Origin of the sequence: Capnocytophaga cynodegmi DSM 19736, from assembly GCF_000379185.1 — a bacterium.
GTDB classification, from domain to species: domain Bacteria; phylum Bacteroidota; class Bacteroidia; order Flavobacteriales; family Flavobacteriaceae; genus Capnocytophaga; species Capnocytophaga cynodegmi.
Window position 1 is genome coordinate 113590 of record NZ_KB900737.1, and the last position, 7924, is coordinate 121513.

Annotated in this window: 9 protein-coding genes; 8 read left to right on the forward strand and 1 reads right to left on the reverse strand. The window is 36.9% G+C overall.

The window, feature by feature from the left end:
- Positions 1–64: 64 nt before the first annotated feature.
- From YW9_RS0111055 to YW9_RS12860, 8 genes are all read left to right on the forward strand, one after another.
- Positions 65–697 (forward strand): TetR/AcrR family transcriptional regulator, encoded by a 633-nt coding sequence (locus YW9_RS0111055; RefSeq protein WP_018280235.1) that lies wholly within the window; start codon positions 65–67, stop codon positions 695–697.
- 51 nt (positions 698–748) lie between these two features.
- Positions 749–2035 carry a TolC family protein gene (locus YW9_RS0111060; RefSeq protein WP_026194000.1) on the forward strand — a complete coding sequence of 429 codons (1287 nt, stop codon included), beginning with the start codon at positions 749–751 and terminating at the stop codon, positions 2033–2035.
- A gap of 21 nt (positions 2036–2056) precedes the next feature.
- The gene (locus YW9_RS0111065) at positions 2057–2959 is read left to right on the forward strand and encodes an HlyD family secretion protein (RefSeq protein WP_018280237.1); all 903 of its coding nucleotides are present in this window, start codon (positions 2057–2059) and stop codon (positions 2957–2959) included.
- A gap of 2 nt (positions 2960–2961) precedes the next feature.
- Positions 2962–3876: an ABC transporter ATP-binding protein gene (locus YW9_RS0111070; RefSeq protein ID WP_018280238.1), complete on the forward strand. Its 915-nt coding sequence runs from the start codon at positions 2962–2964 to the stop codon at positions 3874–3876.
- 1 nt (position 3877) lies between these two features.
- On the forward strand, positions 3878–4624 hold the full coding sequence (locus tag YW9_RS0111075) for an ABC transporter ATP-binding protein (protein ID WP_018280239.1): 747 nt from the start codon (positions 3878–3880) through the stop codon (positions 4622–4624).
- 2 nt (positions 4625–4626) lie between these two features.
- Positions 4627–5733 (forward strand): ABC transporter permease, encoded by a 1107-nt coding sequence (locus YW9_RS0111080; protein WP_018280240.1) that lies wholly within the window; start codon positions 4627–4629, stop codon positions 5731–5733.
- Positions 5730–6851: an ABC transporter permease gene (locus tag YW9_RS0111085; protein ID WP_018280241.1), complete on the forward strand. Its 1122-nt coding sequence runs from the start codon at positions 5730–5732 to the stop codon at positions 6849–6851. Before YW9_RS0111080 ends, YW9_RS0111085 begins: the two co-directional genes overlap by 4 nt.
- 138 nt (positions 6852–6989) lie before the next feature.
- Positions 6990–7298, forward strand: a complete 309-nt coding sequence (locus YW9_RS12860) for a hypothetical protein (protein WP_018280242.1) — start codon at positions 6990–6992, stop codon at positions 7296–7298.
- A gap of 37 nt (positions 7299–7335) precedes the next feature.
- Here YW9_RS12860 and YW9_RS12865 read toward each other — a convergent pair.
- The coding region (locus YW9_RS12865; protein ID WP_018280243.1) for a phage integrase SAM-like domain-containing protein at positions 7336–7924 on the reverse strand (589 nt) is incomplete at its 5' end.

Below are 7924 nucleotides of genomic sequence, written 5' to 3' on the forward strand. Positions count from 1 at the left end.
TAAAATGTTTGGTTAAATAAAAATTTATTTCTACATTTGTCCCCAAAACGAATTTTAATGCAAAATGGCGAAAAATAAAGAAGTAAAAACATTAGACACCACAACGGAAGAAAAGATAAAGGAAGCTGCCAGAGTGGTGTTTTATAAAAAAGGCTATGCAGCTACACGGACAAGAGACATTGCAGAGGAAGCAGGTATTAACCTTGCTTTGCTCAATTATTATTTCCGAAGTAAAGAAAAGTTGTTTGATATGATAATGCTTGAAATCGTAACAGGTTTTATGCACACAATGGCAACGATACTGAACAACGAGAACAGCAATTTGGAAAAGAAAGTTGAGTTGGTTGCTTCCCACTACATAGACTTTATTACCAAAGAGCCGAATATCCCGATTTTTATGTTGAGCGAAATCCGCAACAATTCGGGCGGGCTGTTAGAAAAATTGCCAATCAAACAATTAGTAATGAACTCTGTATTTTTCAGGCAACATCAGGAAGCTGTTGCAAAAGGAAAAATTACAGAACCCAACCCATTACATTTTTTGATGAACTTATTGAGTTTGGTTGTTTTTCCTTTTATCGGGCAACCCTTGTTACAAGGGATTAGTGGACTGAATGAAACACAGTTTAACAAGCTGATGCAGGAGCGTAAAAAGCTGATACCTGTTTGGATAAAAGCAATGATGAAAGCGAAGTAAATTTTTTTACAATAAACTTAATCAAATGATTAAAACAAAAAAATAAATAAAATGATTAAAGTAATAAATAAACAAAAATCAAAATGGCTCATTGGCGTATTGCTAATGTGCAGCCATTGGGCAATAGCACAGCAAAACAACTCATTGACCCTTGACAATTGCCTTGAAAAGGCAAAACAGAATTACCCTTTGATAAAGCAGTACACACTGATAGAAAAAACAAAGGAATTTTCTATTGCCAAAGCTCAAAAAGGGTATCTACCGCAGTTCAATGTAGCAGGACAGGCAACTTACCAATCGGACGTAACACGAGTGCCAATATCATTGCCCAACATGGATATTCCGACAATGAGCAAAGACCAGTACAGGTTATATGGCGAGGTATCGCAGTCTATTACAGACCTGTTTACCGTAATAAAAGACCAAAAGGAATTTATCAATAACAAATCGGAAATAGAAACGCAAAAAACAGAGATAGAACTGTACAAGCTAAGGGAACGCATTAACAACCTCTACTTTGGAATATTGTTGATTGATGCACAGATTAAGCAAACCGAACTACTTAAAAAAGATATTCAAAACGGTATCGAAAAAACCAACGTAGCCATTGCCAACGGAGTGGCGTTGAAAAGCACAGCCGATAATCTGAAAGCGGAATTACTGAAAGTCGACCAACGCACCATTGAACTGAAAGTCACACGCAAAGGCTATGCAGATATGTTGGCATTGTTCATAGGAAATCCTATTGATGAAAATACGGTACTTGAAAAACCACATCGACAAATGCTTACCAACACAATCAACCGACCAGAGCTAAGATTATTTGACTTGCAGAAAAAATCCTTTGACGTACAGAAAAAGTTAATTACCAATAAAAATATGCCTCGTGTCAGTGTGTTTTTTCAGGGCGGTTTGGGCAGACCTGCATTGAATATGTTAGACAATGACCTTAAAGGTTATTATATCGGTGGCTTGCGTTTGATTTGGAACATTACAGGTTTCTACACCTATAAAAACGAAAAGAAAACGCTTGCACTCAATCAGAGTTTCATAGACATACAAAGGGAAACTTTCTTGTTCAATACCAACCTTGTATTAAAACAGCAAAACGCTGATATAGCCAAAATGCAGGATTTGATTGAAACCGATAAAAGCATTGTAACACTTCGTGAAAGCGTAAAGAATACAACCCAAAATCAACTTACCTACGGTACAGCGACAACAAACGACTATCTCATTGCCGTAAATGCCGAAGACCAAGCAAAGCAAAGTTTGATTTTACACGAAATACAGCTTTTAATGACAGAGTACAACGCTCAAACAACAGCAGGAAATTAGTAACAATAAAAAAATAGAACAATGTATAAAATAAAAACAATTGCATTAGTCGCAGGCGTCGCAACATTGCTTACAGCTTGCAAAGACAACAAAGTTTCATTTGATGCTTCGGGAAGTTTTGAAGCAGAGGAAACCATTATTTCATCGGAAGCCACAGGAACAATTAAGCAGTTCAGCATTGAAGAGGGGCAAACATTGGAAGCAGGGCAAACCATTGGCTACGTAGACAGCTTACAGTTGTATTTGAAAAAAAAACAGTTGGAAGCACAGGTTACAGCCATTTTAGGAAAAAAACCCAATATCCCTGTTCAGCTATCCGCCTTGCAGGAAGAGCTAAAAGCTACCGAAAAGGAACGGACAAGAGTAGCTAATTTGGTAAAAGGCGATGCAGCCACACCCAAGCAGTTGGACGACATCAATGCACAAATTGAAGTGCTGAAAAAACAAATCGAAGCACAGAAATCTACATTAAGCATTTCAAGCGAGGGTTTGGGTAAAGACGTTGTGCCATTGCAGGTGCAGATAGAGCAACTGAATGTCCAGCTTGCAAAGTGCCAAATCATAAATCCTACGAGTGGAACGGTACTTTCCAAATATGCCGAAGCCAACGAAATGACGGCAGCAGGAAAACCGCTTTACAAAATAGCCAACCTGTCCCACATCATTTTAAGGGTGTACATCACAGGCAATCAACTTCCACAGGTAAAGTTAAATCAAGAAGTAAAAGTGCTTACAGATGACGGCAAAGGCGGTTACAAAGAAACAACAGGTACAATAGTTTGGATAAACGACAAAGCAGAGTTTACGCCAAAAACCATTCAGACCAAAGACGAAAGGGCAAATATGGTGTATGCAATCAAAGTGAAAGTTAAAAATGACGGTGCGTACAAAATAGGTATGTATGGCGAAATAAAATTTCAATAGCAATGGTAGATGTGGTATTAAATAACATTGTAAAGACCTACAATAAAGGAGAAGTAAAGGCAGTAAACGATGTTTCCTTTACCGTAAACAAAGGCGAATTGTTTGGCTTGATTGGAGCAGACGGAGCGGGAAAAACAAGTATTTTCCGAATACTTACCACCTTGCTTTTGCCCGATGGTGGTACAGCTTCCGTAAATAGATTTGACATTGTGAAAGATTACAAAGCCATTCGCAAAAATGTAGGCTATATGCCGGACAAATTCTCATTGTACCAGGATTTATCCGTTGAGGAAAACCTCAACTTTTTTGCCACGGTATTCAACACAACCATTGCCGAAAATTATAATTTGGTAAAGGATATTTATGTACAGTTAGAGCCGTTTAAAAATCGCAGGGCAGGAAAATTGTCGGGCGGTATGAAACAGAAATTGGCTTTGTGCTGTGCCTTAATTCATCGTCCTACTGTATTGTTTTTAGACGAGCCGACTACAGGCGTAGATGTAGTTTCAAGAAAAGAATTTTGGGAAATGTTGAAAGGTTTGAAACAACAAGGCATTACCATTTTGGTTTCTACACCTTATATGGACGAAGCCACGCTTTGCGAACGCATCGCATTGATACAAAACGGCAGTATAATGTCCATTGACACACCCGATGCAATCATAAGACAGTTTCCCGAAAAATTGTTTGCAATAAAGGCAACTGATATGAGCAGATTGCAGAATGCTTTGCGAAACAACACACAGATAAAAAGTTGCTTTTCGTTTGGCGATTTTCATCACATCACATTTCAGAACAGCAACGAACATTCCCCAAAAGAATTAATACAAACCTTGCAGGAAGCCAATTTTCAAGACATTGAACTCAAACACATCACACCCGGCATTGAAGATTGCTTTATAAAACTGATGAATTGATATGACAAGCGAAGTAGTAATAAAAGCAGACAAGCTCACTAAGCGTTTTGGAGATTTCATAGCTACAAATGAAATAACCTTTGAGGTATATGCAGGCGAAATTTTCGGCTTTCTCGGTGCAAATGGCGCAGGTAAAACAACCGCAATGAAAATGCTTTGCGGACTTTCCAAACCCTCATCGGGTAAGGCTACCATTGCAGGATTTGACATCTACAAACAAACCGAACAAATTAAAAAGAACATCGGCTATATGAGCCAGAAATTTTCACTGTACGAAGATTTGACGGTAATAGAAAACATACAGTTCTTTGGCGGTATTTACGGCTTATCTCATAATCAACTGAAAGCAAAAAGCATTGAACTGATTGAAACATTGGGATTGCAGAGCGAAGCAAAAAAATTGGTCGCTTCATTACCCTTGGGCTGGAAACAGAAATTGGCGTTTTCGGTAGCCGTAATACACGAACCTAAAATTGTTTTTTTAGACGAACCTACAGGAGGGGTTGACCCAATTGTTCGCAGACAGTTTTGGGATTTAATTTATCAGGCATCAGACAGAGGCATTACCATTTTTGTAACCACGCATTATATGGACGAAGCCGAATACTGCAACCGAATTTCGATGATGGTGGACGGAGTAATACAAGCATTAGACACACCCGACAATTTGAAAAAGCAATTTTCCGCAAACACAATGGACGAAGTATTTTTTGAATTGGCAAGAGGTGCAAAACGAAAATCAAATTAAAGATGAACCAATTTTTATTATTTGTAAGAAAAGAATTTTATCACGTTTTCCGTGATAAGAAAACGCTGTTAATGCTTTTCGGTTTGCCGATTGTGTTGATTGTACTTTTCGGCTTTGCTATAACCAACGAAATTAAAAATGTAAAAATTGTGATTTGCGACTATGCCAAAGACCAAGCCACACAGCAAATCATCAACAAATTGGAAGCAGGCAATCAGTTTAAGGTTATAAAAACAATAATGAGCCACACAGAAATTGAAAATGCTTTCAAAAAAGAGAACATCAAATTGGCAATTATTTTTCCTGCAAACTTTAATAAGGATTTGTTACATCTGAATAAAGCACAAGTACAAATTATTGCCGATGCTTCCGACCCAAACATAGCCAACACATTGACAAATTACGCAACGGCAATTATTATGGATTATCAGCAGGAATTGATAGAAAATAATACTATTCCGCTTCGGATTGTTTCCGAAATAAGAATGTTGTACAATCCGGAACTGAAAGGAGCAACCAACTTTGTGCCGGGCATTATGGCGTTGGTACTGTTATTAGTATGCGTATTGATGACAGCCGTGTCCATAGTTCGGGAAAAAGAAACAGGCACAATGGAAATTTTATTGGTGTCGCCTATTAGTCCATTTTTGGTAATCATTTCAAAAGCCATTCCTTACTTTTTTTTATCGCTTATCAACCTTTCCGTTATACTTATATTAAGCGTTACCTTGTTAGAAATGCCTATAAATGGAAGCCTTTGGCTTTTAATAGCCGAAAGCACTTTGCTTATCATTTGTGCCTTGTCATTGGGCTTGCTGATTTCTAATAATACCCAATCGCAACAATCGGCAATGCTTATTTCAATGATGGGTATGTTAGTGCCGATAATGTTGTTTACAGGTTTTATGTTTCCTATTGAAAATATGCCTGTTCCGTTGCAGATAGTAAGCAATATTTTTCCGTCAAAATGGTATTATATCATTGTAAAATCAATAATGATAAAAGGTTTGGGCTTTTCAGCGATATGGAAAGAAACACTTATCCTATTCGGAACAACTTGCTTTTTGTTGTTTGTCAGTTTAAAAACTTTTAAAAACAGATTGTTATGAGAACGCTAAAATTTCTATTGCAAAAAGAGTTCAAACAAATCTTTCGGAACAAAGCATTGTTGCCCTTGATTTTTATTGTTCCGATAGTACAGTTGCTCATACTTCCGTTGGCAGCTGATTATGAAGTAAAAAACATCAACATTTCAATCGTTGACCACGACCATTCTACCTATTCTCAACAATTGATTTCAAAAATTACCGCTTCGGGATATTTTCAGTTGGCAGATTACGGTACATCATTCAATCAGGCATTTCAGCAGATAGAAAAAGACAAATCCGATTTAATATTGGAAATTCCACAGGGCTTTGAAAATAATTTGGTTCGTGAAAATGAGCAAAAATTATTTATTGCTGTTAATGCAATCAATGGCGTAAAGGCAGGTTTAGGCGGTGCATACCTCAATCAGATTATTACGGAATACAATGCTGATATTCGTTTGCAATGGTTTCAACCCGGAAAATTTAATACCACACCTGTTATTACTGTTACTTCATCAAATTGGTTCAATAAATTTTTGAACTACCGTTTTTTTATGGTTCCAGGCATATTGGTTGTGTTGGTAACAATGGTTGGTTCATATATGTGTGCATTGAACATTGTAAAAGAAAAAGAGGTCGGAACAATAGAGCAAATCAACGTTACGCCCATTAAAAAATATCAGTTTGTTTTAGGCAAACTCATTCCGTTTTGGGTAATCGGGATGTTTATTTTTAGTGTAGGATTATTTATTGTAGCACGCTTGGTTTACGGCATCGTACCCGTTGGCAGTTTATTTTTATTGTATGGCTATTTGGCAATTTATCTCATTGCTTTATTAGGAATGGGCTTACTCATTTCAACCTTTGCCGAAACAGAACAGCAAGCAATGTCAGTCGCTTTCTTTTTCATTATGATTTTTATGCTGATGAGCGGTTTGTTTACCTCAATTGACAGTATGCCTACTTGGGCTTATTACATTGCAAAAAGCATTCCTGTAACGTATTTTATTGAGGTGGTACGAATGATAATTTTAAAGGGAAGCGGTTTTGCCAACATCAAATATCATTTTGTTATTATGATTGGTTTTGCCATTTTATTAAATGGTTTAGCGATTTGGAATTACAAGAAAACAAGTTAGGGATGATGCAGTAGATAAGGCTTCAAAAAAAACAATATAGACAATGAATAAGACATACAGCTATGAATAATCAATACCAAATAAAACAAACAGTCCAGTTTACTGAACAAACAGCTACCCCAAAAGAACTGTCCGAAAATGCTTTATTTTGATATATTGCAGGAAGATGTTACGAGCAATGCTTTGTATTGTCAATTGCTCATCAACAAAATACTGAAACCTCCTTATGCCAAGTTGCTCGATTTTTTTTCACATCGTTGCGATTTTGTCGAAGACCCAATAAAATGGCTAAATAAGTTTGAAAAATTGATTTCAGAAAATGAAGAAATGTTTGTGAGCAGAACAATGCGGGGTAGAATGATGAAATGTTATATCATCATCGAAAGCAAAAGGAAAGAATTGGATATGCTACGAAATAGGCATATGACAAAGAAACCACTAATGTAGTACATTAATGCCGAATGTGAGGAATGTTATTTTTCATTCAGAGAAGTAAAAAGTAAAGCAAACAGTATGGAGAACTACACATCTTACGCAAAGGCATCATATACACCCATATCGCATTGTGTCTTAATCCTTTATCAACACGAAGATAAAAATCAAAATCAAAATCTTTAATGAAATCCGCTGTAAGCTCCCGAAAGACCATATCCGTACGATGGTATTTGTAGTTCATAAAGTCTAAAAGGTGTGCGTACACGCTTTGATATTTCACCAAGGTTTGTTTGCCTCTCACCCCTTTTTGAACCATTTTTTCAAAATCGGCATTGAAGTTTTGAAAAACTTTCAAAAGTGAATCGTCCATCGTACCGATACCCAAAAAGCTGTTTTTAAGCTTTTCGGCAGTAGCAAATCCATCCATTTTCATCAAATGGTCATATTGATTGACCAAACGAGTTTTCAGCTCTTCCAATTTGCGATTTAATGAAAGAGCTTCTTCACTCTTACCTAAGACTTTGCCGAATTTCAAGTCCCATTTATCGGGAAAAATTTCGAGCTTGGTACTAAATTGGGCAATTTTGCCATCAATGGTAATTCTGCCCATAATGGCGACTTTTCCGTTTTTCTTAGGA